Here is a 258-nt window from a genome sequence, read left to right as displayed (position 1 = left end):
CGCGCCCGAGAGGACTCGAACCCCTAACCTTTTGATCCGTAGTCAAACGCTCTATCCAATTGAGCTACGGGCGCATATGGTGCCGAGGGCGGGGGTCGAACCCGCACGGTGGTCACCCACCGCAGGATTTTAAGTCCTGTGCGTCTGCCTGTTCCGCCACCCCGGCATGTCATATTGAAAATTGGAGCGGAAGACGGGATTCGAACCCGCGACCCCAACCTTGGCAAGGTTGTATTCTACCACTGAACTACTTCCGCA

General features: G+C 57.4%; 3 tRNA genes. All 3 read right to left on the bottom strand.

Going from position 1 to position 258, the window contains the following annotated elements:
- A tRNA-Arg gene (locus JDS96_RS31245) sits at positions 1-74 on the bottom strand.
- Between the two features lie 3 nt (positions 75-77).
- Positions 78-166 (bottom strand) — tRNA-Leu (locus JDS96_RS31240).
- Positions 167-182: 16 nt separating this feature from the next.
- Positions 183-257 (bottom strand) — tRNA-Gly (locus tag JDS96_RS31235).
- Between the last annotated feature and the right edge of the window lies 1 nt (position 258).

Origin of the sequence: Bacillus cereus group sp. N21, assembly GCF_016483395.1 — a bacterium.
GTDB lineage: Bacteria > Bacillota > Bacilli > Bacillales > Bacillaceae_G > Bacillus_A > Bacillus_A pseudomycoides.
Note: the sequence above shows the minus strand (reverse complement) of the source record. Positions and strands in the feature narration are given on the sequence as shown.